We start from the raw sequence: 24,808 nt of genomic DNA, 5'->3' as shown, positions 1-24,808 counted from the left end.
TTGTGGCCACCTCCGGGCTTATCCTGGGCGGATGCGCCTGACAACCCTCAACTCGGCGGTCCCGGCCCGGTGAGCCGGCCGGAACGGAGGCTCCGACCCGTCGATCTCGCCCGGCTGGCCGGCATCTCCACCCAGCAGGTCCGCAACTATCTCGACGCCGGGGTGCTGCCCCCGGCACCCCGGAGCGCCTCGGGATACCGCCAGTTCGACGAGCGGCACCGCCGGGCGCTGCTGACGTACCGGGCGCTGGCCCGGGGGTACGGCTGGGAGACCGCTCGGTCGATCATGCACGCGGTGCACGCCGGGGATCTGCCGTCCGCGCTCGCCCTGGTCGACGCCAGTCATGCCGGGCTGCACGAGGAGCGCCGTGCGCTCGCCGAGGCCGCCACCGCGCTGGAGGCGGTCGCCGGGCAGCAGACCGAGCCGGCGACGGTCTCCCGGCTGACGCTGCGGATCGGCGAGCTGGCGGCCCGACTGGGTGTGCGTACGTCGGCGCTGCGGGTCTGGGAGGCCGCCGGCCTGCTCGTACCGGAACGGGAACCGGGTACCGGGTACCGCCGGTTCGGCCCGGCCGAGATCCGGGACGCCCAGATGATCAGCATGCTCCGGCGGAGCCGCTACCTGCTGCCGCAGATCCGGCCGATCCTCGACGGTCTGCGCCGCACCGGGAGTACGGCGGCGCTGCGGGCCGCGGTGCAGCGCCGCCGGCTGGAGCTGACCGAACGGGCCACCGCGATGCTGGAGGGGTCGAGCCGACTGCACGACTATCTGGGCATCGCACCCGGCGAGAGTGACGAGCCAGCCACCTGAGCAGCGTGCCCGGGTAAGAGGAGGCGAGCGGCGATCCGTCGGCCGGTACCGGAGGGTTAGGCTGCCGGACGTGGAATCCGTGCCGTTCCTCCTCGCCGGCCGGCCGGCCCGGGGCGGCGATCCGCTCGTGGTCCGGCATCCCGACGGTCGCGAGGTCGGCCGGACCAGCCACGCCGACCCGGAGCAGGTCGAGGCGGCGGTGGCCGCCGCCGCCGAGGTGGCGGAGCGGGCAGCCGCCCTGCCGGCGCACGTCCGGGCCGACGCCCTGGCGCACGTGTCGCGCCGGCTCGCCGAGCGGGCCGAGGAGATCGCCCGGCTGATCACCGCCGAGAGCGGCAAGCCGGTCAGGTGGGCGCGGGTCGAGGTGGCCCGCGCGGTCGCCACCTTCCGGTGGGGCGCCGAGGAGGCCCGGCGCTGGTCCGGCGAGATGCAGCGGTTGGACACCGAGCCGGCCGGGGAGGGGCGGGTCGCGCTGGTCCGCCGGCTGCCCCGGGGGCCGGTGCTCGGCATCACGCCGTTCAACTTTCCGCTGAACCTCGTCGCGCACAAGGTCGCCCCCGCGCTCGCGGTCGGGGCGCCGATCGTGGTCAAGCCGGCCCCGGCGACCCCGCTGACCGCGCTGCTCCTCGGCGAGCTGCTGGCCGAGGTGACCGAGCCGGACGGTCCGGGCAGCGGCCTGCCGGCCGGGATGTGCTCGGTGTTGCCGCTGCCGAACGACCGGGCCGGTGAACTGGTCCGGGATCCCCGGCTGCCGGTGGTGTCGTTCACCGGCTCCGGACCGGTCGGTGCGGCGATCCGGCGGTCGGTGCCGGAGAAGCACGTCACCCTGGAGCTGGGCGGCAACGCCGCCGCAGTGGTCTGCGCGGACTGGGCCGGCACCGACGACCTCGACCACGCCGCGCGCCGGATCGCCACCTTCGGCAACTACCAGGCGGGGCAGAGCTGCATCGCGGTACAGCGGGTCTTCGTGCACGAGTGGCTGCTCGACGGCTTCCTGCCCCGGCTGGTCGCGGCGGTCGCCGCATTGCACACCGGGGATCCGGCCGACGAGGCGACCGAGGTCGGGCCGCTGATCGACGAGGCCGCGGCCCGGCGCGTCGAGAGCTGGGTGGACGAGGCGGTGGCGGCCGGTGCCACCGTCGAGCTGGGCGGCCGCCGGGACGGCCCGCACTACACGCCGACGGTGTTGACCGGGGTACGACCGGAGTGCCGGGTCAACACCGAGGAGGTCTTCGGGCCGGTCCTGGTGGTGGCGCCGGTGCCGGACGACGCGGCCGCGTTCGCCGCGGTCAACGACTCGGCGTACGGGTTGCAGGCCGGGGTCTTCACGCACGACCTGCGGACCGCGTTCGCGGCGTACCGGACGTTGCGGGTCGGTGGCGTGATCGTCGGCGACGTGCCGTCGTACCGGGCCGACCAGATGCCGTACGGCGGGGTGAAGGGCAGCGGCGTCGGCCGGGAGGGGGTACGCAGCGCGATGGAGGACTACACCGAGTCCCGGGTGATGGTGCTGAGCGGGATCGAGTGGTAGCGCGGCCGCCGGAGTTCTCCACCGTCGCCGCGATCGAGATCCCGGGCACGGTCGCCGAGGCGGAGGCGGTGCAGGACCGGCTGCGCCCGCTGGTCGACCTGACCGGGCCGGGGCCGGCCGCACCCCGCACGGTGGCCGGGCTCGACGTGGCGTACGCCGAGGACGGCGACCGGCTCGCCGCCGCGGTGACCGTGCTGGACCCGGCCACCCTGGAGGTGCTGGACACGGCGGTGGCCACCGGGCGGGCCGCCTTCGACTACGTACCCGGGCTCTTCGCCTTTCGGGAGCTGCCCGCCCTGCTGACCGCGCTCGCCCGGCTGACCGTCGAGCCGGAGCTGCTGGTCTGCGACGGGCACGGGCTCGCCCACCCGCGCCGGTTCGGGCTCGCCTGTCACCTGGGCGTGCTCACCGACCGGCCGGCGATCGGCGTCGGCAAGACGCCGCTGGTCGGGACGTGGAGCGGGCCGGACCGGCGGCGCGGGTCCTGGGCGCCGCTGGTCGACGGTGCCGAGCAGGTCGGCCGGGTGTTGCGGACCCGGGACGACGTGCGGCCGGTCTTCGTCTCGGTGGGGCACCGGATGGACCTGGACAACGCCTGCGCCCAGGTGCTCCGGCTCACCCCGGCCTACCGGTTGCCGGAGACCACCCGGCAGGCGGACCGGCTCTGCCGGGCCGAACTGCGCAGGTTCGCCGGGGTGTGACGGCGGGAGCCGTCCGCCCGCTTCCTGTGCCGATGGCGTCGGCTCCGGCAGCCGGAGGATTCGGCGCGGCGCCGGCCGGGCATGAGAGAGGACGGTTGCCGCTGCACCGGTAGCCTGTGCCCGGATCTGCACTGCGACGAGCGAGGTGATCATGTCGGTACGGCGTGGCGCGACCTGGCTGGGAACCGTCGGTCTGCTGGTCGGTACGACGGTGTCACTCGCCGCCGCCCCGGCCGTGGCCGAGGGCGAATCGGTACGCGTCCGCGCGCCGAGTTCGATCAGCGCGGGCGGCTCGCCGGCCTCGGTGACGGTGAACGTCTCGATGCGCGGCGGCGGCTGTGTGAACGTCCGTACCGTGCTCGGGGTGCACCTGCCGGGGTTGACCGCCGACCGGGTCGAGGTGCGGGTCGCCGCCGACGGTGACTGGCGCCGGGTGCCGGTCTCGGAGGGCGCGAACGGGCTGGTCGTCGGGGAGCGCACCGCACCGGACAAGCCCGAACTCTGCGCCCGGAAGAGCGTCTCCAGCCGGTACCGGGTGAGTCTGGCCGAGGGCGCGCCCGCCGGCCGGGTGACCCTGCTCGCCGAGGCGTACGGGGCGGGTGGCCGGCTGCTCGGCCGGGACACCGACTCGGCCCGGCTGACCGGCCGGACCGGAGACGCCCCGGCGACGCAGCGTACTCCCGAGCTGGTGATCCCGTCGGCGACGCCGCAGGCCACCGAGGAGCCGGCCGCACCGGCCACCGAGGAGGTCGCGGCGGCCCTGCCGGCGCAGCCGGTCGCCGCCGAGGACGAGTCCGGCGGGTCGCTCGGGCTGGGCGGCATGGTGATGGTGGTCGGCATCGTGATGGTCGGGATCGGGATCGCCCTGATGGTGCTCCTGATCCGGCGGAGCCGGGCGGAGCGTGGCCGGGTGGCCGTGGCGTCCGGGGACGATGCGGAGAAGACCGCCCGGATCATCGTGCTCGGCGCGGAGCGGACCACCCGGATTCCCCCGGCGGACCCGACGGCCCGGAACGCGCCGGTGGGCCCGGTCTTCCGCAGTGCCGCCGGTGCCGGCCGTGCCCCGGGTGACGGTGCCGGTCCGGTCGGCGCCGCCGGACCCCTGCCCGGCACGCAGCCGGTCGACGGGGTGGGGCCGGTCGGCGGGGTCGGTGCGGCGCCGGGTGGCGTGTCGGCGGTCGGTGACCAGACCCTGATCCTGCCCGCCTCCGGCGCGGTTCTGCCGCGACCGGCCACCTCGACGCCGCCCCGGCAGCCGGGAACGCTCCCGGCCCAGGTGGTGCCGCCGGCCGGAACCGGTTCGGCGACCCCCGGCGAGGTGCCGGCCCGACCGGAGACTGCGCCGGCCCGACCGGAGGGTGTGCCGCCCCGGCCGGAGGGATCCGTACCGCCGGAGCAGCCCCCGGCCGGCGGACCCGACGCGACCCTGATCCTGCCGCCGTCCCAGCGTCCCCAGCGGTAGTCCGCCGATGCCGCTGCCAGCCGGGCGTGTCGGGGTCGGCCCGCCCCCGCCGAACAGGGCTGACAGCGGCTGTTCGCCGCCGGTGGATCGCCTTGGGGCGGGGCGTGGCGTCCGGCTCCGATACGCTCAGGCCGTTGACCGAATGTCCGGCTGAGGGGCGAGATCTTGTCTGATTTGTCCGCTATCGTCAAGGCGTACGACGTCCGGGGTACCGTTCCCGAGCAGTGGGACGAGCGGGCCGCCGAGGCGTTGGGCGCGGCCTTCGCCCAGCTTCTCCGTACCTCCGGGGAGCCGGCCGGGACCGTAGCCGTCGCCCACGACATGCGGGAGTCGTCACCCGGCCTCGCCGCCGCCTTCACCGCCGGGGTCCGCTCCGAGGGGCTCGGCGTGCTCCACCTCGGCCTCGGCAGCACCGACCTGCTCTACTACGCCTCCGGCAGCCTCGACCTGCCCGGTGCGATGTTCACCGCCAGCCACAACCCGGCCGCCTACAACGGGATCAAGATGTGTCGCGGCGGGGCCCGGCCGATCGGCCAGGACACCGGGCTGACCGAGCTGCGTGACCGGGCGCAGGCGCTGCTGGACAAGGGCGAGACCCGGCCGCTGGACGAGCCGCTGCCGCCGCTGGAACACCGGGACCTGCTGCCCGCGTACGCGGCCCACCTGCGCACCCTGGTCGACCTGACCGGGATCCGCCCGCTCAAGGTGGTGATCGACGCGGGCAACGGCATGGGCGGGCACACCGTACCGGCCGTGCTCGGCGACGCCGCCCTGCCGTCACTGCCGCTGGAGATCGTGCCGCTCTATTTCGAACTCGACGGCTCGTTCCCCAACCACGAGGCGAACCCGCTGGACCCGGCGAACCTGGTCGACCTCCAGGCGGCCGTACGCGAGCACCGGGCCGACCTCGGGCTCGCCTTCGACGGCGACGCCGACCGCTGCTTCGTGGTCGACGAGCGGGGCGAACCGGTCTCCCCGTCGGCGATCACCGCCCTGGTGGCCGTACGCGAGCTGGCCAAGCACCCCGGCGCGGCGATCATCCACAACCTGATCACGTCGAGCGCCGTGCCGGAGATCGTCCGTGAGCACGGCGGCGAGCCGGTGCGCAGCCGGGTCGGCCACTCCTTCATCAAGGCCGAGATGGCCCGCACCAACGCGGCCTTCGGCGGCGAGCACTCGGCGCACTACTACTTCCGGGACTTCTGGTTCGCCGACACCGGGATGCTCGCCGCGATGCACCTGCTGGCGGCGCTCGGCGAGCAGGACGGCCCGCTGTCGGAACTCGGCCGGGCGTACGAGCGGTACGCCTCCTCCGGCGAGATCAACTCGACCGTACCGGACCAGCGGGCCAAGCTCGCCGAGGTCCGGGCCGCCTACCCGGACGCCGAGACCGACGAGCTGGACGGGCTGACCCTGCGCTTCCCGGACGGCGCCTGGGTCAACCTGCGCCCGTCCAACACCGAGCCGCTGCTCCGGCTCAACGTCGAGGCGCCCACCCCGGAACGGATGGTGGCACTCCGCGACGAGGTGCTCGGACTGGTTCGCCGATAAGATCCATCGCGCTGGTCGGAGACCCGCCGTACCCGACCTACCGCACGAGGAGTGGAAGGAGCCGCACCGTGGCCCTCGACCCGCAGTTGCTGGAGATCCTGGCCTGCCCGGACACCCATCACGCACCGCTGGACTACGACCCGGCGGCGCAGACCCTGACCTGCACCGAGTGCGCGCGGATCTTCGAGGTGCGCGACGACGTACCGGTCCTGCTGCTGGACGAGGCGCGCGGCGGCCCGGCGGCCGGTCCGGGTGCGACCCCCGGCGGCAGCGCGGACCAGCGATGATGGACGGTACGGCCGGTCTGCGCGGCCGCCCGGTCCCCGACGAGGGGATGCTCGACGACGTCGCCGCGATGAACGAGAACGATCCGGGCGGGATGCTCCGGCACACCGCCGCGGCCGGTGCGCAGGTCCGGGAGACGGCCGCGCTGGCCGCCGAGGCCAACCTCGGGGTGCTGGCCGACGAGGGCCGCCCCCGGGCGGTCGTGATCGCCGGCATCGGCACCGCCGCGCGTACCGGTGAGGTGCTGGCCACCGTCGCCGGCCCGCGCTGCCCCGTACCCGTGATCCAGCACCGCAGCGCCGGGGTGCCCGGCTGGGTGGGCGCGGCGGACGTGGTCATCGCGGTCAGCGCCTCCGGGCGCAGCCCCGAGGCGCTCGGCGCGGCCGAGGCCGCCGCCCGGCGCGGCGCCCGGCTGGTCGCGGTCGGTGCGCCGGACTCGCAGCTCCAGTCGGTGGCCGAGGGGGTCCGGGCGCCGTTCGTCCCGGTGCCCCGCCGGGCGCCGGCCCGGGCCAGCCTCTGGGCGCTCACCGTGCCGGTGCTGCTCGCCGCCCGCGCGCTCGGCCTGGTCAAGGTGAACGAGGCGGACCTGGCCGAGACGGCGGCCCGGCTGGACGCGGAGGCCGACCGGTGCCGCCCGTCCGCCGAGTCCTTCGTCAACCCGGCCAAGTCGCTGGCGCTGGGCCTGGCCGGCTCGGTGCCGATCGTCTGGGGCTCGTCGCCGCTGGCCACCGTGGCGGCCCGGCGGTTCGGCGACACCCTCTCGGCGAACGCCCGCTACCCGGTGGTGGCCGGTGCCCTCGGCGAGGCGGGGCGGGGCCGGGTCGGCCTGCTCGACGGCGTCTTCGGCGGCCTCGGCGAGTCGAGCCGGGACATCTTCGCCGACCCCGAGGACGAGGCGACCGGCACCCGGCTGCGGCTGGTGCTGCTCCGGGACGGCGGCCTGAACGCCGAGGACGACACCGACGAGCCGCTGGTGGTGGAGGAGCGCCGGGCCGACGCCGTGCAGACCCTCGCCGAGCGGCGCGGGGTGCGCTGCGACGTGGTGACCGCCGAGGGCGGATCGGCGCTGGAACGGCTCGCCTCGCTGACCGCGGTGCCCGACTTCGCCTCGATCTACCTGGCGCTGGCGCACGGACTCGACCCGATGGCCGTACCGGCGATCACCGAGATGAAGGAGCTGTCCAACCAGTGACCGAGCAGATCACCCGGGGCGGGTCCGCCGTGGCCCGGACCCCGGCCGACGCGGCGGAGGGCCGGTCGTGAGCGCGGGTGGCGGTACCAGGGCGATCGTCGCGGCCCTGCTGGCCAACCTGGGCATCGCGGTCACCAAGTTCGTCGCGTTCGCGCTGAGCGGGTCGTCGTCGATGCTCGCCGAGTCGATCCACTCGGTGGCCGACTCCGGCAACCAGGCGCTGCTGCTGCTCGGCGGGCGTCGGGCGCGGCGCCGGGCGACCCCGCAACACCCCTTCGGGTACGGCCGCGAGCGCTACATCTTCGCCTTCATCGTCTCCATCGTGCTGTTCAGCCTCGGTGGCCTCTTCGCGCTCTACGAGGCGTACCACAAGTGGCACGAGCAGCAGGTGCACCCGGGCGGGATCGAGAGCTGGCAGTGGCTGCCGATCGTCGTGCTGGTGGTCGCGATCATCCTGGAGTCGTTCTCGTTCCGGACCGCGATCGTCGAGTCGAACGCGATCCGGGGCAAGGCCTCCTGGAAGGAGTTCGTCCGCCGGGCCAAGGCGCCGGAGCTGCCGGTGGTGCTGCTGGAGGACCTGGGCGCGCTGCTCGGTCTGGTCTTCGCCCTGATCGGCGTCTCGATGACCCTGATCACCGACAACGGTTACTGGGACGCGGCCGGCACCGCGGCGATCGGCATCCTGCTGGTGGCCATCGCGGTGATCCTGGCGCTGGAGACCAAGAGCCTGCTGCTCGGCGAGTCGGCCACTCCGGAGGACGTCCGACAGATCGAGGAGGCGATCACCTCGGGTTCCGAGGTCGAGCGGATCATCCACATGAAGACCCTGCACCTGGGGCCGGAGGAGCTGCTGGTCGCGGCGAAGGTCGCGGTGCGGCCGTACGAGACGGCGGCCGAGCTGGCCGAGGGGATCAACTCGGTGGAGGCGCGGATCCGCAACTCCGTACCGATCGCCCGGGTGATCTATCTGGAGCCGGACATCTACCGCCAGGTGGAGCAGCCCGCGGACGGGGTACCGGAACTGAAGGGGGCCTGAGCGGTGGAACCGCTGCACGGCCGGATCCGCGACTACGCATGGGGGTCGCGGACCGTCCTCGCGCAGTTGCAGGGCCGTCCCGTGCCGAGCGACGGCCCGGAGGCGGAGCTGTGGCTGGGCGCCCATCCCGGTGACCCGAGCATGCTGCACCGGGGTGGGGCGCCGCTGAGCCTGGTCGACGCCTTCGCCGAGGATCCGGGGCGCTGGCTCGGTGCCGACGTGATCGACCGGTTCGGCCAGCGGCTGCCGTTCCTGCTCAAGGTGTTGGCGCCGGAGGCGCCGCTGTCGTTGCAGGCGCATCCGGACGCCGAGCAGGCCCGGGCCGGGTACGCGGCGGAGACCACCGACCCGGAGCTGACCCACCGCAACTACGTCGACCCGTACCACAAGCCGGAGATGCTGGTCGCGGTCTCGCCGTTCCGGGCGCTCTGCGGGTTCCGCGATCCGAAGCACTCGGCGGATCTGCTCGACGCGTTCGGGCTGGCCGTGCTCGATCCGGTGGTCGCCGCGCTGCGGGCCGGCACCGACGGGCTGCCGGACGCGGTGCGTACCCTGCTCACCTGGCCGTCGGCGGAGCGTGCCGAGCTGGTCGCGGCGGTGGTGGCGGCGGAGGTCGGCGAGCAGTTCGCCGCCTCGGCCGTGTTGGCCCGCGAGCTGGCCGGACGCTATCCGGCGGATCCGGGCGTACTGGTGGCGCTGCTGCTCAACCACGTCAACCTGGCGCCGGGCGAGGCGATCTGGATGCCGGCCGGCAACCTGCACGCCTATCTCTACGGCGCCGGGGTGGAGATCCTGGCGGCCAGCGACAACGTGCTGCGGGGCGGGTTGACTCCGAAGCACGTGGACGTGCGCGAGCTGCTCCGGGTGCTCCGGTTCGAGGTGCTGGCCGATCCGGTGGTCAGCCCGGTGCCGGTGAGTCCCGGGGTGGTCACCTGGCCGGTGCCGGTGGACGACTTCGCCCTGCACGGCGTACGCCTCGACGGGCGGGTCGGATCGGCCCGGCTGGAGCTGCGGGGGCCCCGGATCGCGCTCTGCCTGGCCGGTGAGGTCACCGTGGCGGACGGCGCCGGGTCGGCGCTGCTCGGCCCCGGTGCGGCGGCGATCGGCCGGGCCGACGGCGGGCCGTTGACGGTCAGCGGCGACGGCGAACTCTACGTCGCCTCGGTCGGACTCTCCTGAGCCGTCCGTCCCGCGTTCCGGCACGCTTCACCCCGCGTTCCGGCACGGTGCACCCCCTGTTCCGGCACGATGCACGGCCAAACGCGAGTCGGCACGAAACGGAAATTTGCGGATCGGCTTGACACCTCCTTTGCTCAGTGTGACGCTATGGGTACGCAGCGTTATCGCGACGCAGGTCCGAGACACGCGCGGGGAACCAAACCGGGGGGATGCGCGGGGCGGCCGGAGACTGGGCGGGAAACCGTTCGGGACCGACCGCCCCGCGCGCTGTCCGGCCGTCGGTCCGGCGACGTCCCGCCCGGTTCGGGCAGCCCCCGACCCGACCCGTACTGTCCGGATTGCGACCCGGCCGGAATCCGTCGCGGTAGGCCCGGGGCGTAACGTGGAGGGTCGCGCCGCAGACCCGTACGACAGGAGCCTTCATGACCAGCACTCTCCCGGCACCCACGGGTGGTTCGTCCGCCGCGCCCCGGCCCGGCACCGTCGCCGAGGGCGACTACAAGGTGGCGGACCTCTCCCTCGCCGAGTTCGGGCGCAAGGAGATCCGACTCGCCGAGCACGAGATGCCCGGCCTGATGTCGATCCGTCGCGAATACGCCGCCGAGCAGCCGCTGCGCGGTGCCCGGATCACCGGCTCGCTGCACATGACGATCCAGACCGCGGTGCTCATCGAGACCCTCGTGGCGCTCGGCGCCCAGGTCCGCTGGGCCTCGTGCAACATCTTCTCCACCCAGGACCACGCCGCCGCCGCCATCGTGGTCGGGCCGGACGGCACCCCCGACGCCCCGTCCGGGGTCCCGGTCTACGCCTGGAAGGGCGAGACGCTCGAAGAGTACTGGTGGTGCACCGAGCAGGTGCTGCTCTGGCCGGACGGCCAGGGGCCGAACATGATCCTCGACGACGGTGGCGACGCCACCCTGCTGGTGCACCGGGGTGCCCAGTTCGAGAAGGCCGGCGCGGTACCGCCGGTGGAGAGCGCCGACTCCGAGGAGTACGCGGTCATCCTCGGCCTGCTGCACCGCTCGCTCGCCGTGGACGGCCAGCGCTGGACCCGGGTCGCCGCCGGCATCAAGGGCGTGACCGAGGAGACCACCACCGGTGTGCACCGGCTCTACGAGATGCAGCAGAACGGCACGCTGCTCTTCCCGGCGATCAACGTCAACGACTCGGTGACGAAGAGCAAGTTCGACAACAAGTACGGTTGCCGCCACTCGCTGATCGACGGCATCAACCGGGCCACCGACGTGCTGATCGGCGGCAAGACCGCTGTCGTGCTCGGCTACGGCGACGTCGGCAAGGGCTGCGCCGAGTCGCTGCGCGGCCAGGGCGCCCGGGTCATCGTCACCGAGGTCGACCCGATCTGCGCGCTCCAGGCGGCGATGGACGGCTACCAGGTCGCCACCCTGGACGACGTGGTGGAGACCGCCGACATCTTCATCACCGCGACCGGCTGCTTCGACGTCATCCGCAACGAGCACATGGCCCGGATGAAGCACCAGGCGATCGTCGGCAACATCGGCCACTTCGACAACGAGATCGACATGGCCGGGCTGGCCAAGCGCTCCGACGTGCAGCGGATCAACATCAAGCCGCAGGTGGACGTCTGGCAGTTCGACGACGGCCACTCGATCATCGTGCTCTCCGAGGGGCGGCTGCTCAACCTGGGCAACGCCACCGGCCACCCGAGCTTCGTGATGTCGAACTCGTTCGCCAACCAGACGATCGCGCAGATCGAACTCTTCACCAAGCGTGCGGAGTACCCGGTCGGCGTCTACACCCTGCCGAAGCACCTGGACGAGAAGGTCGCCCGGCTGCACCTGGACGCGCTCGGCGCCAAGCTGACCGAGCTGACCAAGGAGCAGGCCAGCTACCTCGGCATCCCGGTCGAGGGGCCGTACAAGCCCGAGCACTACCGCTACTGAGCATCGACCGACGAGCTGAGCGCTCGACCGACGAGCTGAGCATCGACCGACGAGCCCGGAACGGCAGCCCTGCCGTTCCGGGCTCGCCCGTCTGGCGCCGGTCAAGTCATCGGGGTCGGGGCCGGAACCAGGTCCAGAGGCAGTAGCCGAGCCAGGCGACCGCGACCGCGGTGGCGAGCGGCCGCAGCCGCAGCGCGTTCAGGGCGATCACCACCGCCAGGACCAGCAGCCAGGGCAGGAACGCCTTCACCGGGCCGACCCGTTCGGCGTGCCGGAACCGGCCACCACGGGGCGGACCATCCCGGGCTGCGGCACCGCCGGCTCCGTGGGCGCCGGCACCGCCGGCCGGAGCGGTGCCGCCCCGGCGGGCTCGGCGACCGGCGGGGCGAGTTCCGGCCAGAGCGTCGAGGTCACCGACCGGGTGGCCGCCAGCCGCTGCCGGGCCCGCATGTGCCGCTCGGCCAGTACGGCGGCCAGGTACGCCCACTCGGGCAGGCCCGGCGGGGGCGGTGGCGAGGTCACCGCCGCCACCTCCGCCCAGAGTGACCGGGTCAGCCCGCGCCGCGCCTCCCGGGTCAACGTCGAGGTCCGGCTCAGCAGTTGGCGTACGGCCAGCGCCAGGCCGTCGTCCAGCCGGGTCAGGTCCAGGGTGGCCGCCCAGCCGGCCAGCGGCGGAACCATGGTCGGGACGTAGCCGGTGCCGGCCGGACTCCGGTCGTGGATCACCAGCGTGCCGGCGGCCAGGTCGCCGAGTCGCCGCCCCCGGGGATCGGTGAGCATCACGGTCACCCCCACCGCCCAGGTCAGCAGCGGCAGCACCAGACCCGGCCACTCCACCGCCACGCCGACCAGGCTGCGGGTCAGCGCCTGCCGGAAGCCGACCCGGCCACCGTCGGCGCGTACCACCCGCAGCCCGACGGCGAGCTTGCCGACCGTACGGCCGGAGTTGAGGGTCTCGCAGGCCACCGGGTAGCCGACCAGGACCAGCACCACGCCGACGGTCTGTAGGCCGCGCAGGGTCGCCCCGTCGAAGGCGCCGGGGCCGACCAGCGAGGTGAGCAGGATCCCCGCGCACATCAGCAGCACCACCGCCAGGGTGAGCTGCGTCAGGATGTCGATCAGCAGCGCCAGCACCCGGGAGCCGAGCCGGGCGGCCCGGACATCCAACTCGACCGCCTCGCCGCTGACCAGTCCGGCGTCCGCACCGTACCCGGCGGGAGGCGCCGGCCGGGCCGGAGCGGACCTCGGTGGTTGCGCTGTCACCAGCACAGTGAACACTATGGTCGCGAACCCTGGGGAGCTGAGTTGGATCTCGACGCGTACACGGCCGAGCACGACCGGGAATGGCGACGGCTGGCCGAGCTGACCGGGCGGCGACGGCTCGGCGCGGACGAGGCCGACGAGCTGGTCGCGCTCTACCAGCGGGTGGCCACGCACCTGTCGGTGGTACGCAGCCGGTCGCCCGATCCGGTACTCGTCGCCCAGCTCTCCCAGCTGGTGCTGGCCGCCCGGGGCCGGCTCGCCGGCCGGTCCGGCTTCTCCTGGGCGACCGTCCGCCGGTTCTTCTCCACCGGCTTCCCGCTGGCCGTCTACCGGGCCTGGCCGTGGTGGAGCGCCGTCGGCGTCGGGTTCGTCCTGGTCGCGGGCTTCCTGATGTACTGGATCGCCGAGCATCCGGAGAACGCCGTGGCACTGATCGGCGAGGACGCGGCGGCCGAGGCGTTCGAGGCCCGGTTCGTCGGCTACTACAGCGAATACTCGGCACCGAGCTTCGCGTTCCAGCTGTGGACCCACAACGCCTGGGTCGCCGCCCGCTGCCTCGCCTCCGGCATCCTGATCCTGCCGGTCTTCTACCTGCTCTGGCACAACGCCCTCAACATCGGCGTGACCGGCGGGGTACTGGCCGCCTACGACCGTACCGACGTCTTCTTCAGCATGATCACGCCGCACGGCCTGCTGGAGCTGACCGGGATCTTCGTGGCGGCCGGTGTCGGCCTGCGGATCGGCTGGGCCTGGATCGCGCCGCCGCGCGACCTGACCCGGGGCCAGGCGGTGGCCCGGGCCGGCCGCTCCGGCGTCCTGGTCGCGGTCGGCCTGGTGGGGCTCTTCGCGGTCGCCGGGCTCATCGAGGCCTTCGTCACCCCGGCGGCGGTACCCACCGGGATCCGGGTCGGGATCGGCGTACTCGGCTGGCTCGGCTTCCTCGGCTACGTCTGCTGGTTCGGCCACCGCGCGGCCGTAGCCGAGGAATCCGCCACCGAATCGAGTGCCTGATCGTGAACCGCGGTGGCTACTCGGTGGGCGCGCGGGTGTAGGTGAGGTAGGCCGCTCCGCTGCCCAGCACGACGTGGTCGGTGAGTTGCCAGTTGCGCGGGTCGAACTCGGCCCGGCGACCGAACAGCGGAATTCCGGTACCGATCGTCAACGGGGCCAGCTTGACGATCAGTTGGTCGATCTCCGGGTAGAGCGCACCGGCCAGCTCACCGCCGCCGATGAGCCAGATGTCCTTACCCGCCTCGCGCTTCAGTTCCCGCACCTTCGCGACCGGGTCACCGCTCACCACCTCGACGGCCGGGTCCGGGCTCTCGGACAGCGTCCGGGAGAACACCAGGTGGCGCAGGTGCGGAAAGGCGTCGGTGACGCCGACCCGCAGGCCGATCTCGTAGCTGAGCCGTCCCTCCAGGACGGTGTCGAAATGCGTGCCCTCGGCGGTGACGGACAGCGCGGTACGGGCCGCCTGCGGCAGCGTCTCCGGGTACTCGGAGACGAGATGGCGGAGGTAGTCCTCCGGGATCTGCCAGAAGCCGCCCGGGCCGGTGGGATCGGCACCGTCCGGGCCGGCGATGAAACCGTCGATGGTGGCGGCGACGTAGTACACGAGCTTACGCACGATGATTCCCAGGTCCCTCGGTCGGACGCACCGTACCGCCCGGCGGCGACGACGGCGCGCGTGATCAGCAAGTATCCGACATCGAGATCGTTCGCGGCCGGCCAGGTCCTCGGCCAGCCGCTCGCCGGTCCGGGTCCGGGTCCGGGCCGGAGTGCTCCGGTCGGATCAGAGCTGACCGAGGGCCTTGAGCCGCAGGTAGGTGTCGGTGACCATCGGCGCCAGCCGGTCGGCCGGGGCGTCCACCACCGTCACCCCGTGCCGGGCCAGCGCCGCGCGTACCCTGTCCCGGTCGCCGAGCGCCCGCCAGGCCGCGGCCGACGCGTACGCGTCCTGCACCGTCTCCGGCGGGCGGGTGGTCAGGTCGGTCAGCACCGGATCGTGCACCGACGCCACGATCACCCGGTGCCGGGTCGCCAGCCGGGGGAGTACCGGCAGCAGCCCCTCGCCGAGCGCACCCGGTTCGAGGGCGGTGAAGAGCACCACCAGGGAGCGTCGGCGCTGCTGCCGGAGGATCTCCCCGGCGACCAGTTCGAAGTCGGTCTCCACCAGCGCCGGCTGGAGCGGGGCGAGCGCGTCGACCATCCGGGCCAGCAGCGTCGACTGGGCGCCCCCGGTCAGCGCCAGCCGGACGGCCGCGTCCACGGCCAGCAGGTCGACCCGGTCACCGGCCCGGCCGGCCAGCGCCGCCAGCAGCAGGGTGGCGTCCATGGCGGCGTCGAGCCGGGGCTCGTCGCCGACCCGCACCGCCGAGGTACGCCCGGTGTCGAGTACGCAGACCACCCGCCGGTCACGCTCCGGCCGCCAGGTCCGGACCAGTACGTCGGCCCGACGGGCGCTGGCCCGCCAGTCGACCGAGCGCACGTCGTCGCCGACCACGTACTCGCGCAGGGTGTCGAACTCGGTGCCCTGGCCCCGCCCCCGGGCCACCTCGGTGCCGTCGATGATCCGCAGCCGGGCCAGCTTCTCCGGCAGGTGCCGGCGGGACTCGAACCGGGGCAGCACCCGCAGGGTCCACGGCGGTGTCGCCGGCCGCTCCGCCCGCTGTCGGAACGCCAACCCCAGCGGCCCGTACGAGCGCAGTGTCAGCCGCAGCGCCGGCCGGTCCCCGCGCCGGGTCGGGGTCAGCCGGCTGGGCAGCTCCACCCGGGCACCGGGCTCGACGCGTACCGTCGGGGCGCCGGGGAAGTCGAACCGTGCCCCGGCGGACGGCACCCAGGCGTCCCGGACCACTCCGCGCAGCGGCCGGTCGGAGGTGTTGTGCAGCCGCACCGAGACCGTGGCGGTGTCGCCGAGCCGGACCGCCCGGTCGCCGTCCCGGCTCGCCTCGATCGCGCCGAGCGGGGCGGCCAGCCGCCAGTCCAACACGGTCAGCGCCAGCACCAGCCCGGTCATCACCAGCACGCCGAGCCACGGGGCCGGCCAGAGCGGCAGGGTCAGCGCGCCCGCGCCGAGCAGGACCGCCGCCCGTCCCGTCATCGTGGCGTCGGCACGGTGCCGAGCACCGCGTCCAGCACCGACCGGGTGGTGACGCCCTCCAGTTCGGCCTCCGGCCGCAGCCGCAGCCGGTGCCGCAGCGTCGGCCGGGCGATCGCCTTGACGTCGTCCGGGGTGACGTGGTCGCGCCCGGCCAGCCAGGCCCACGCCTTCGCGGTGACCAGCAGCGCGATCGCGCCCCGGGGCGAGGCGCCGAGTTCCAGCGCGGGCGCGGCCCGGGTGGCCCGGCACAGGTCCACGATGTAGCCGAGCACGCTCTCCACCACGGCGACCCGGCTGACCGCGGCCCGGGCCAGCGCCAGGTCGGCGGGGGTGGCCACCGGGCGTACCCCGGCGGCGGTCAGCTCGCGCGGGTCGAAGCCGGCGTGGTGCGCCCGGAGTACGCCCAGCTCCTCGTCCCGGTTCGGCAGCGGCATCGTCAGGTGCAGCAGGAACCGGTCGAGCTGGGCCTCGGGCAGCGGGTAGGTGCCCTCGTACTCCACCGGGTTCTGGGTGGCGGCCACGATGAACGGGTCCGGCAGCGGCCGGCGGTTCCCCTCCACCGAGACCTGCCGCTCCTCCATCACCTCCAGCAGCGCCGCCTGGGTCTTCGGCGGCGTCCGGTTGATCTCGTCGGCGAGCAGCAGGTTGGTGAAGACCGGCCCCTCCCGGAAGGTGAAGGCGGCGGTGCGCGGGTCGAAGATCAGCGACCCGGTGACGTCGCCGGGCATCAGGTCCGGGGTGAACTGGAGCCGCTTCGACTCCAGGTCCAGGGCGGCGGCGACGGTCCGCACCAGCAGCGTCTTGGCCACCCCCGGTACGCCCTCCAGCAGCACGTGCCCCCGGCAGAGCAGCGCGATCACCATCCCGGTGACGACGGCGTCCTGCCCGACGACCGCCTTGGCGACCTCGGCCCGCAGCCGGTGCAGGGCGGCGCGGGCCTCGTCGGCCTCCGCCGGGGCGCCGGCCTGGGCCGGAACCGGGTACGGCGCGGCGGCGTAGCGCGGGTCGGTCGTTCCGGCGGGTCGGGTCACCGGGCTTCTCCTTCGATGGGGCGGTCGTGCCGGGGCTGGTCGGACGGGGCGGTGCCGGGGGAGGCGGCCAGGTCGTCGAGCGCCCGGGCCAGCTCCAGCAGCTCCTGGTCGGTCTCCGGGGCCGGACCGTGCAGCAGGTCGTGCACCTCGGCGGCGCTCCGGCCGGTACGCGCCGCGACGGCGGCGGCCAGCTCGTCCGGGCCGGCGTCGGGCGGTACGGCCCGGGACTGCGTCAGCCGGTGCAGGGCGGCCGCCCGCAGCGTCTCCGCCGCCGGCCCGTACGCCCGGGCCCGCTGGTAGAGCCGGCCGCGACCGAGCACCGTCTCGGCGGACGGGACGGTCACCGGCAGCGGCTCGGCGACCGGTGGCCCGAGCCGGCGGGCCCGCCAGAGCACCACCAGGAGCAGGGCCAGGGCGAGCTGCGCCAGCAGGGCCCAGAACCAGGGCGGGAAGGCGTCCCAGAGCGGATTGCGCCGCTCCGGCGGGGCGCCCTGGTCGTCCTGCCCGGGTTGCGGCTGGGGCCGGCCCTCGTACTCCCCGTTGCCGTCGCCCTCCTCGGATTCGCCGTCGGATTCGCCGTCGGAGCCGTCCGGCATCGACGTCCACGGCTCCAGTTCGCCGTCGCGGTGGTACGGCGGCGGTGGCTCCGGTCCGGCGAGGTCGAGCCAGACGACCCGGTCGCGGGTACCGAGCAGCCCGGTGGCGAGTACGGCGTTTCCCTGCTCGGCTATCCGGTCGTTCCGGAACGGGTCGCTGGCGCCGATCACGACGACCTCGCTGCCCCGCCGCTCCGTCCGGGCCAGCCCGCCCGCGTAGCAGTGGTCGGTACCGTCGCCCAGGCCGGGCGGGCTGGCGTACCGCTGTAGCAGTGCGGCGGCCCGGCCGGCTCTCGTCGCCTCGGGCAGCGGGCAGGGGCGGCCGCCGGCGTCGGCCTCGACCACACCGGCGGCCCAGCGCCGGCCGGCGACGGCCAGCGGCAGTTCGGTGCCGTCCAGTACCCGCTGCGGCGGGTCGACCAGCACCACCCGGGCGCGGACGGCCGGCTCGGCGAGGTACGGCAGATAGAGCGGGTGGACCAGCCCCGGCGAGGGGACGAAGAGGGTGAATCCCCGGCTGGTCGCCTCGATCAGCGCCCGGCGGGTACTGGTGAACCGCTCGACGGTGACGCCCTCGGCCCGCAGCCGGTCGGCGAGCCGGCTCCCGCCCTCGTCGCCGGTGTTGACCGGGGAGAGGAAGCCGGCGGAGCCGGGGTCGGGCTGGTCGATCGCCCGGGTGATCCCGGTGACCGCCAGCAGTACGGCGACCGCGCCGAGCGGGATCGCGATCCGGTGCCAGCGGCGCCGTCGGCGTCCCGCCGCTGCCGGCGCCGCCGACCGGTCCGGTTGGGCGGGGGCGGTGCCGTCGCGCCGGTCACCGGTCGGGGCGGGCGTCTCCGGGGCAGAGGTCATCTCCGGGCCATCCCGTGCTGGGTCGTCTCCCGGCTCGCCACGGGGGCCACCCCGTCGGCGGTGCCGGGCGGGCCGTCGAGGATCCGGTCCAGGTCGGTGGCGAGGGTGCGCATCCGGTCGTCGTGCTCGCGCCGGGCCGGACGCTGGGCGTACCAGAGGTCGGAGAAGAGCCGACCGGCCTCGGAGAGCGCGGGCTCCACCTCGGGCCGGTTCCGGGCGGCCGCCGCAGCGAGTTCGGTGACGGTGAGCCCCGGCCGGTGCTCGAACACTCCACGGTCGACCAGCTCCCGGACCATTCCCCGGAACCGCTCGCGGACCGCCTCGGCGTACCGGCCCTCGGCGGCCAACCGGTCGGCGAGGGCGACCAGCCGCTCCGCCGGTACGTCCGGCAGCTCCGGATCCTGCTCCGCCGCCGCCTCGGGCTCGGGGGCCGGTGTCGGGCGGGGTTTGCGCCGTCGCCGCCACCGGGACAGCCGCCAGCGCGGCAGCCGGCGGGGCACCCAGGCGGGGTAGTGGAACCAGCCGAGCGCGACCAGCACGGCGGCGAGCACCAGCAGCAGGGCGACGAGGGAGAGCGGAATCCGGTCGCCGAGCGCGGCCGTCGTCTCCGTCCACCAGCGGCTGAAGCTCACCGTCGGCCCGCCAGCGGGGTGAGGATCGGCGATCCGGTCCGCCGGGCCCGGTCGATGACGATGTCCAGCCCCTCGGTGCGGATCCGCCCCTCCAGGTAGACCACCGCGTCGAGGCAGGCGAGCGCCGGATAGGCGACGCTGTTGACCAGGGCCCAGACCGCCAGCCCGACCGGCAGTTGCCACTCCTCCGCGAGCAGTCCGAGCGAGTTCAGGCCGGTGACGGCACCGACGGCGAGGCCGATCCGCAACAGCCACCAGACGAGGTAGCCGAGCACCCGTACCGCCGCCGCCCGGCCGCCGGTGCGCAGGGCGAGGGCGGCGGAGCGCCACAGCGCCCGGAACGGTCCCAGCCGGTCCAGCACGATCGCCGGCGCCACCGAGCCGAGCAGCGCGAACCCGACCACCCAGAGCGGCATGACCAGGGACGCCACGAACATCACGGCACCGGCCAGCAGGGCGACCAGGAGCGTCGCCGGCAGCCGGGCGCCGCCCGGGTGGAGCAGCCGGCGGACCCGGGTACCGGGATCGAGCAGGACCGTACCGGCCGCCCGGCCGGTCAGGTTGCCGAGCAGCGCGACGATCACCGCCTCGCAGGCGGCGCCGACGGCCAGCAGGAACCAGTACGCCGGCAGCTCGTCGATCCTCGGCAGGTAGGCCGGCGGGGTGACCTCGGCGACCAGCCGCAGCGGATGCAGCAGGAGTTGTTCCAGCGCGGCCAGCACCAGTGCGACCGGTACCAGCACCCGGGCGTGGTCGCGGAGCAGCAGCACCGCCGAGTCGATCAGCTCACCGACGGTGAGCGGACGCAGCGGCAGTACGGCGGTCGGGCCGGCGTCGGGCAAACGAACTCCTGGCGGGCATCGGGGGTGGCGGGGTACGCGCCGCAGCAGTCATGGTGTCACGCCGGCTCATCCCGGCCGGAGCCGCTCGGCCGGTTCCCGAGTCACGGTTCGGTGTGCGTCGCGCGACCGCTGATCGGTGGTGATCATCCCTGGTGCGGGGTGGTTGACCAGGGTAAGCTACTGCGCCTCGCGCCCAGGGATGGCCAGGCGGTGCGCCGCGCCGGGAGGTGCCGGGACCACGCCGTGGAAAAGAGGGTGGAATATTAGTGTCATGAGAGCCCGGGTACTGGTCGTCGACGATGACCCCGCGCTGGCCGAAATGCTCGGCATCGTGCTGCGCAGCGAGGGTTTCCTGCCCTCGTTCGTCGCCGACGGGGAGCGGGCGCTGGCCGCGTTCCGGGAGAACCGGCCCGACATCGTGCTGCTCGACCTGATGCTGCCGGGGATGAGCGGCATCGACGTGGCTCGGGCGATCCGGTCCGAGTCGGGCATCCCGATCGTGATGTTGACGGCCAAGAGCGACACCGTGGACGTGGTGCTCGGGCTGGAGTCGGGTGCGGACGACTACGTGGTCAAGCCGTTCAAGCCCAAGGAGCTGGTCGCCCGGATGCGGGCCCGGCTGCGCCGGGGCGAGGACGCCGCGCCGGAGCTGCTGACCATCGGTCCGCCCGGCAACCAGATCAACATCGATGTGCCGGCGCACACGGTCAGCCGGGACGGCGAGGAGGTCAAGCTGACCCCGCTGGAGTTCGACCTGCTGGTGGCGCTGGCCCGCAAGCCGCGTCAGGTCTTCACCCGGGAGGTCCTGCTGGAGCAGGTCTGGGGCTATCGGCACGCCGCCGACACCCGCCTGGTCAACGTGCACGTCCAGCGGCTCCGCGCCAAGATCGAGCCGGATCCGGAGCGACCCGAGGTGATCCTGACGGTGCGGGGAGTCGGCTACAAGGCGGGCACCGGATAGCCTGGGGCGCACTGTGGCCCGTACTTTGACCTCGTCGTCCGCCCTGCTCGGCCGCGCCGCCGCGACCGGGCGGCGGTTGCGGCGCGTCAGTTCGGTCCGGCTGGCGAGGGCGGCCACCGGCCTGCACCGCACCTGGCGGCGCTCGCTCCAGGTGCGGGTCGTCACGATCACCCTGGTGGCGTCGAGCCTGCTGGTCGGCGGGTTCGCCTATCTGGTCGCCGACAACATCACCGAGATCGTCCTGGACAACGCGACCAGCGACGTCAAGAGCCGGCTCCAGGACGGTCAGGAGTACGCCTCCGAGCAGCTCAGCAACCACACGACGGTCGCGGAGCAGCGGCTGCGTACCACCCTGGAGAACACCGTCAACTACCTGGCCGGCGGAGACCCGGCCCAGCTCGGCGGTGTGGTGGTGACGTTGCGGGTCACCGGCGTCGCGCCGGCCACCTCCCCCCAGGTGGACGTCAGCGGCATCCTGACCCCGGGGCTGGAGAACGCGGTCAAGGGCGGCGACATCGCGCACCAGTTCCGCACCGGCGACCTCTTCGACAAGGGGCCGACGAAATACCTGGTCTACGGCTCGCCGGTGCCGACCCGGCTCGGTCAGGTCGAGCTGTACTACTTCGTCCCGCTGACCCGGTGGGACCAGATCGCCGACGGCTCCCGGGCCACCGTACTGGCCACCGGGTTCGCCCTGGTCGTCCTGCTCGGGCTGCTCTCCGGGCTGGTCACCCGGCTGGTGGTCAATCCGGTACGGGTCGCCGCCCGCACCGCCCAGCGGCTCTCGGCGGGGCTGCTCGACCAGCGGATGGTGGTCAACGGCGAGGACGACCTGGCGATGCTCGCCTCGTCGTTCAACCAGATGGCGACGAACCTGCAACGCCAGATCGTCCGGCTGGAGGAGATGTCCCGGCTGCAACGGAGGTTCACCTCGGACGTCTCGCACGAGCTGCGTACCCCGCTCACCACCGTACGGATGGCGGCCGACCTGATCTACGCGGAGCGCGACGAGTTCGACCCCGCCGTCACCCGTACCGCCGAGTTGCTGCACGCCGAGCTGGACCGGTTCGAGGACCTGCTCACCGACCTGCTGGAGATCAGCCGGTTCGACGCCGGCTTCGCCATGCTGGACGCCGAGCCCACCGACCTGGTGCCGGTGGTGCACCGGGTGGCCGACCGGCTGGAGTCGCTCGCCACCCGCTGCGGCACCCCGCTGCGGGTGACGGTGCCGGAGACCCCGGTGATCGCCGAGGTCGACCCGCGCCGGGTGGAGCGGATCCTGCGCAACCTGGTCGGCAACGCGGTGGAGCACGGCGCCGGCAAACCGGTGGCGGTGGTGCTGGCCGCGGACGAGACGGCGGTGGCGATCACGGTCCGGGACCACGGCGTGGGGCTGAAGCCCGGCGAGGAGAAGCTGGTCTTCAACCGGTTCTGGCGGGCCGACCCGTCCCGGGCCCGGCAGACCGGTGGCACCGGGCTCGGCCTCTCCATCAGCCTGGAGGACGCCCGGCTGCACGGCGGCTGGCTGGAGGCGTGGGGCGCACCGGGCGAGGGCGCCCAGTTCCGGCTGACCCTGCCGGCCCGGGCCGGTGACCGGCTCACCTCGTCACCGTTGCGGCTGGTGCCGGCCGACGCGCCGCTGGCGGTCACGGACGACCTCGGCTGGACCATACCGACCCCCGTCGGCGGTGGAACCACGGAATCGCAGTTCGGCGCTGCGACCACGGAATCGCAACTTGGCGCTGGGGCCACGGAATCGCAGCCCGGTGGCGGTGGCGCGGGTGGCGCGGTCCCGGCCGTCGGCCACGAGGTCCCGCCCGCCGGTGACGAGGTCTCGTCCGTCAGTGGCCGGGTCTCGCCCGTCGGCGGTGCGGCCGGGGCGGACGGTCCGGGCGCGCCGACCGACGGGGTGACGGGCTCCGCCGACGGGCCGGCCGGGACGGCTGCCCCGGACGAGAGCGTGGACCCCGTACCAGGTGGGTTGGCCGGCCCGAGGACCCCGGCCGACGCCGAGCGGAGCGAGGTGACCAGATGAGCCGGCGCGGCATCGCGCTCGGGGCCGTGGCGGTGCTGCTCTCCGGGCTGGTCGGCTGTGGCATCCCGGGTGAGAGCGACGTGCGGGTCGACGGGCGGGGGCCGGTGGCGAACGCCGCTCCGGCGGACCGTCCGGCTGCCCGGCCGCCCGACCGTACCGCGAGCGGCAGCGACCCGGAGGCGTTCGCCAGGAACTTCCTCACCGCCGCGGCCGGTGAGGCGGGTGAGGCGTACAAGCGGTTCAACGAGTACATCGAAGACAGCGAGCGGTTCAAGCCGAAGGCGGACGACAAGGGCGACATCAACGTCGTCCGGGTCGACCTCGACGGCGGCGGGATCGAGGTCACCCAGAACAAGGACGGCACCAGCAAGGTGATCGTCACGGTCCAGCAGATCGGGGTACTCCGGGCCAACGGCTCGATCGGCGAGCCGGTACGCCAGGAGACGGTCTACGACTTCGTCGTCGGCGCCGCGCCGCGTGACCCGGGGACGGGCGGCGGGCTGTGGGTGCTCAAGCACCCGTCGGTGCTGCTGATGACCGACGACGCCCTGCGGGACTACTACGAGGAACAGACCATCTACTTCTGGAACGCCAACGGCACCTCGCTGGTGCCGGACCTGCGCTACCTGCCGCGTACCGTGCCGGTGCCGCAGCACGCCACCGCGGTGCTCGACTGGCTGACCGGTGGCCCGGCGGAATGGCTCAAGTCGGCCGTCGCGCTGCCGGAGGGCACCACCCCGGTGGGTAACGTGCCGGCGCCGGAGCAGGGTGGCCGGCTTGAGATCAACCTCGCGGCCCGGGCTGGTGCCTTCGAGACCAAGCTCGACCTGGAACGGCTCTTCACCCAGATCGTCTGGTCGCTGCGGAGCAACCAGTTGCTCGACAACGAGCTGGAACTGAAGATCCAGAACCAGTCCAGGATGATCGAGGTCGCCGACGACTACCGGCGGGACCACCCGCTCTACCAGCTCAACGGTGGCGCGGCCCGGTACGGCGTGTTCGCCGGCCGGATCTATCCGTTGACCAAGCCGGGCGAACCGAAGCCGGTGCCCATCCCCGCCAACGACAACCACGACATCGTCACCGCCGGGGTGAGCCGCAACGGCGACGACGTCGCGGTGGCGCTGGTCGTTCGGGACGGCCAGTCGTTCCGGCTGCGTACCGGTACCGGCCCGGGGGCGGCGAGCACGCTGCTCACCGGCCAGCGGCCCTACCCCGACATGAGCCGGCCGGTCTGGTTGAAGGAGGCGGGGCTCGGCGGGCCGGTCGGGCTGGTGGTGGCCGAGGGCAAGCTCTGGACCTTCACCGCCGGGAACCCCGAGCTGACCCTGGTCTCCTTCCCCGGAGCGTCCCCCGGCGTGACGGCGGTGGCGGCGTCGATGGACGGCAACCGGATCGCCTTCGTCTCCGGCGGCCGGCTCTACGTCGCCGGGGTGCGCCCGGACGACGGTGGGCTGAACGTCGAGTCGCCCCGTCAGTTGGCCATCTCGCTGCACTCGCTGAGCGCGGTGGACTGGTTCAGCGAGAACTCGCTCGTGGTCGCGGGCGTGGACGGCGAGAACGCCAAGGTGATCAACCGGATCAACGTCGACGGCTCGCTGGAGCGGCAGGAGATCAGGTACGTCAGCCGGGCTCCCGTCGAGGCGCTCGCCGCGGACCCCACCTTCCTGGCGACGCAGCCGCTGCCGTTGACGTACGAGGCGAACGAGGTCGCCTTCGTCTCCGAGTCCACCGTCATCACCCCGGGCCAGATCGCGCCCGGTTGGGGCGCGCCGCCACCCGACGTGAGTTCGGCGACCGCCTCCTTCTACCTCTACTGACCGG

At 73.9% G+C, this 24,808-nt stretch carries 22 protein-coding genes; 14 read left to right on the top strand and 8 right to left on the bottom strand.

Translation table 11 applies throughout. The features are described from left to right. Positions 1 to 69 precede the first annotated feature (69 nt). From C6361_RS13840 to ahcY, 10 genes are all read left to right on the top strand, one after another. Positions 70 to 810, top strand: coding sequence for a MerR family transcriptional regulator (locus C6361_RS13840; protein ID WP_107268001.1), 741 nt, complete (start codon positions 70 to 72; stop codon positions 808 to 810). 70 nt (positions 811 to 880) lie between these two features. Further along, positions 881 to 2,341, top strand: a complete 1,461-nt coding sequence (locus tag C6361_RS13835) for an aldehyde dehydrogenase family protein (protein ID WP_107268000.1) — start codon at positions 881 to 883, stop codon at positions 2,339 to 2,341. Between the two features lie 38 nt (positions 2,342 to 2,379). Then, positions 2,380 to 3,042: a deoxyribonuclease V gene (gene nfi / locus C6361_RS13830; protein ID WP_199853482.1), complete on the top strand. Its 663-nt coding sequence runs from the start codon at positions 2,380 to 2,382 to the stop codon at positions 3,040 to 3,042. A gap of 151 nt (positions 3,043 to 3,193) precedes the next feature. Further along, entirely contained in the window at positions 3,194 to 4,504 is a 1,311-nt protein-coding gene (locus C6361_RS13825) for a hypothetical protein (RefSeq protein ID WP_159079321.1), read from the top strand. A 165-nt stretch (positions 4,505 to 4,669) separates the two neighbouring features. Continuing rightward, the gene (locus C6361_RS13820; RefSeq protein WP_107267998.1) at positions 4,670 to 6,055 is read left to right on the top strand and encodes a phosphomannomutase/phosphoglucomutase; all 1,386 of its coding nucleotides are present in this window, start codon (positions 4,670 to 4,672) and stop codon (positions 6,053 to 6,055) included. A gap of 68 nt (positions 6,056 to 6,123) precedes the next feature. Further along, positions 6,124 to 6,342 carry a Trm112 family protein gene (locus tag C6361_RS13815; protein ID WP_107258034.1) on the top strand — a complete coding sequence of 73 codons (219 nt, stop codon included), beginning with the start codon at positions 6,124 to 6,126 and terminating at the stop codon, positions 6,340 to 6,342. Next, positions 6,339 to 7,532 (top strand): SIS domain-containing protein, encoded by a 1,194-nt coding sequence (locus C6361_RS13810; protein ID WP_107258035.1) that lies wholly within the window; start codon positions 6,339 to 6,341, stop codon positions 7,530 to 7,532. The genes C6361_RS13815 and C6361_RS13810 overlap by 4 nt, the downstream gene beginning before the upstream one ends. 67 nt (positions 7,533 to 7,599) lie before the next feature. Next, positions 7,600 to 8,568, top strand: coding sequence for a cation diffusion facilitator family transporter (locus C6361_RS13805; RefSeq protein ID WP_107258036.1), 969 nt, complete (start codon positions 7,600 to 7,602; stop codon positions 8,566 to 8,568). Between the two features lie 3 nt (positions 8,569 to 8,571). Further along, entirely contained in the window at positions 8,572 to 9,747 is a 1,176-nt protein-coding gene (gene manA / locus C6361_RS13800; RefSeq protein ID WP_107267997.1) for a mannose-6-phosphate isomerase, class I, read from the top strand. Between the two features lie 422 nt (positions 9,748 to 10,169). Then, entirely contained in the window at positions 10,170 to 11,669 is a 1,500-nt protein-coding gene (gene ahcY, locus C6361_RS13795; RefSeq protein ID WP_107267996.1) for an adenosylhomocysteinase, read from the top strand. A gap of 106 nt (positions 11,670 to 11,775) precedes the next feature. Here ahcY and C6361_RS36995 read toward each other — a convergent pair whose 3' ends face one another. Together C6361_RS36995 and C6361_RS13790 are read right to left on the bottom strand one after the other, a co-directional pair. Then, entirely contained in the window at positions 11,776 to 11,919 is a 144-nt protein-coding gene (locus tag C6361_RS36995; protein WP_159079320.1) for a hypothetical protein, read from the bottom strand. After that, a complete protein-coding gene (locus tag C6361_RS13790) occupies positions 11,916 to 12,932 on the bottom strand; it encodes an RDD family protein (protein ID WP_234359482.1) in 1,017 nt (338 codons plus the stop codon). The genes C6361_RS36995 and C6361_RS13790 overlap by 4 nt, the downstream gene beginning before the upstream one ends. Positions 12,933 to 12,974: 42 nt before the next feature. Here C6361_RS13790 and C6361_RS13785 point away from each other — a divergent pair, with 42 nt between their 5' ends. Further along, on the top strand, positions 12,975 to 13,943 hold the full coding sequence (locus tag C6361_RS13785; RefSeq protein ID WP_107267995.1) for a stage II sporulation protein M: 969 nt from the start codon (positions 12,975 to 12,977) through the stop codon (positions 13,941 to 13,943). A 16-nt stretch (positions 13,944 to 13,959) separates the two neighbouring features. On the opposite strand, the gene C6361_RS13780 is transcribed toward C6361_RS13785, so the two are convergent. The 6 genes from C6361_RS13780 to C6361_RS13755 form a co-directional block, all read right to left on the bottom strand. Continuing rightward, positions 13,960 to 14,559 carry a dihydrofolate reductase family protein gene (locus tag C6361_RS13780; RefSeq protein ID WP_107267994.1) on the bottom strand — a complete coding sequence of 200 codons (600 nt, stop codon included), beginning with the start codon at positions 14,557 to 14,559 and terminating at the stop codon, positions 13,960 to 13,962. Positions 14,560 to 14,724: 165 nt separating this feature from the next. Continuing rightward, complete coding sequence (locus tag C6361_RS13775; protein ID WP_107267993.1) at positions 14,725 to 16,035, bottom strand: DUF58 domain-containing protein; 1,311 nt, start codon at positions 16,033 to 16,035, stop codon at positions 14,725 to 14,727. After that, on the bottom strand, positions 16,032 to 16,961 hold the full coding sequence (locus tag C6361_RS13770) for a MoxR family ATPase (protein WP_234359605.1): 930 nt from the start codon (positions 16,959 to 16,961) through the stop codon (positions 16,032 to 16,034). The genes C6361_RS13775 and C6361_RS13770 overlap by 4 nt, the downstream gene beginning before the upstream one ends. Positions 16,962 to 17,062: 101 nt before the next feature. After that, on the bottom strand, positions 17,063 to 18,514 hold the full coding sequence (locus tag C6361_RS13765; protein ID WP_199853345.1) for a DUF4350 domain-containing protein: 1,452 nt from the start codon (positions 18,512 to 18,514) through the stop codon (positions 17,063 to 17,065). Then, positions 18,511 to 19,146 carry a DUF4129 domain-containing protein gene (locus tag C6361_RS13760; protein ID WP_107267991.1) on the bottom strand — a complete coding sequence of 212 codons (636 nt, stop codon included), beginning with the start codon at positions 19,144 to 19,146 and terminating at the stop codon, positions 18,511 to 18,513. The genes C6361_RS13765 and C6361_RS13760 overlap by 4 nt, the downstream gene beginning before the upstream one ends. Then, on the bottom strand, positions 19,143 to 19,988 hold the full coding sequence (locus C6361_RS13755) for a hypothetical protein (protein ID WP_107267990.1): 846 nt from the start codon (positions 19,986 to 19,988) through the stop codon (positions 19,143 to 19,145). The genes C6361_RS13760 and C6361_RS13755 overlap by 4 nt, the downstream gene beginning before the upstream one ends. A gap of 271 nt (positions 19,989 to 20,259) precedes the next feature. Between C6361_RS13755 and mtrA the strand changes: the two genes are divergently transcribed. From mtrA to C6361_RS13740, 3 genes are read left to right on the top strand one after another with little or no spacing between them, the layout of a single operon-like run. Further along, positions 20,260 to 20,949, top strand: coding sequence for an MtrAB system response regulator MtrA (mtrA, locus tag C6361_RS13750; RefSeq protein WP_101369873.1), 690 nt, complete (start codon positions 20,260 to 20,262; stop codon positions 20,947 to 20,949). Positions 20,950 to 20,962: 13 nt separating this feature from the next. Further along, the gene (gene mtrB / locus C6361_RS13745; RefSeq protein WP_369931387.1) at positions 20,963 to 22,984 is read left to right on the top strand and encodes an MtrAB system histidine kinase MtrB; all 2,022 of its coding nucleotides are present in this window, start codon (positions 20,963 to 20,965) and stop codon (positions 22,982 to 22,984) included. Then, entirely contained in the window at positions 22,981 to 24,804 is a 1,824-nt protein-coding gene (locus C6361_RS13740; protein ID WP_107258044.1) for an LpqB family beta-propeller domain-containing protein, read from the top strand. Before mtrB ends, C6361_RS13740 begins: the two co-directional genes overlap by 4 nt. The last annotated feature ends 4 nt before the right edge of the window (positions 24,805 to 24,808 follow it).

Source organism: Plantactinospora sp. BC1 (assembly GCF_003030345.1).
Taxonomy (GTDB): Bacteria; Actinomycetota; Actinomycetes; order Mycobacteriales; family Micromonosporaceae; genus Plantactinospora.
This window is presented reverse-complemented; position numbering and strand designations above follow the sequence as displayed.